The following is a 1,035-nucleotide window of genomic DNA, read 5'->3' as shown; positions in this document are numbered from 1 at the left end:
CACTGCGCAGCGGGCGTTGCAGCCCTGGTTTGCCTGCTGGTACTCGGTGCTTGCCTGCTGGGCATCCTCACCCGCCCGATCGGCCACCTGGCGGCGCTGTGGCCGGCCAACGCCGTACTGCTCGGTGCCCTGGTCCGTTTTCCCCGCCTGGCTCGTCCGGCCGGCTGGTGCGGCGCGCTGTGCGCCTATCTGCTGGCCGACCTGCTGGCCGGCAGCAGCCTGCAGCAGACCCTGCTGCTGAGCGCCGGCAACCTGTCGGGGGTGATCGTCGGCTTCCTCCTGCTCAGGCGCCTGCACGCCGGTCATCGCAGCCTGCGCACGCCCGCTTCGGTGCCTTACCTGGTGCTGGCCATCGTCGCGGCGGCCGCTGCCTCCGGCTGCTTCGGCGCAATCACCGACCCGCTGCTGTATGGCGGCAAGCCGATGGGTGGCTGGGTGTTCTGGTTCATGACCGAGCTGGTCAACTACATGCTGTTCCTGCCGGTCATGCTCACCCTGCCCGCATGCCGGGCCGTGCGCACCGAGCGGCGGCAGCGCCCGCTGTGGACGGCCGAACAGGCGCGCAAGCTCCTGCCACTGCTCGGGCTGCTGGTCTCCGCGGCGCTGTGCCTGCTGATCGGCGGCCCCGGCGTGGTCGCCTTCCCGGTGCCGGCGTTGCTGTGGTGCGCCCTGAGCTACCGACTGTTCAGCACCGCCTTGCTGACGTTCCTGGCCAGTGGCTGGGTGCTGGTGTCGATCGCCCTGAACGGCCTGTCGCTGGCGCCGCTGGACGTCAACTCACGGCCGGTGCTGCTGTCGCTGCGCCTGGGCGTGTCGCTGATCGCCCTGGCACCGCTGACCGTGGCCAGTGTGATGTCGGCGCGCAACGAACTGCTGCAACGCATGCGCTACCTGGCCAGCCATGACCAGCTGAGCAGCCTGCTCAACCGCTGGGCCTTTCGTGAGCAGGCCAGCGAACAACTGAGCCTGCTGGCTCAGCAACAGCGCCCCCTGGCCTTGCTGATGCTGGACATCGACCATTTCAAGCGCATCAAG

Annotated in this window: 1 protein-coding gene; it reads left to right on the top strand. The window is 69.3% G+C overall.

The features are described 5' to 3' along the window. Positions 1 to 1,035: diguanylate cyclase domain-containing protein (locus J0A65_RS23990; RefSeq protein ID WP_206596782.1), on the top strand; the 1,035-nt coding region annotated here is incomplete at both ends.

This window comes from Bowmanella yangjiangensis (assembly GCF_017255015.1).
Classification (GTDB): domain Bacteria; phylum Pseudomonadota; class Gammaproteobacteria; order Enterobacterales; family Alteromonadaceae; genus Bowmanella; species Bowmanella yangjiangensis.
Note: the sequence above shows the minus strand (reverse complement) of the source record. Positions and strands in the feature narration are given on the sequence as shown.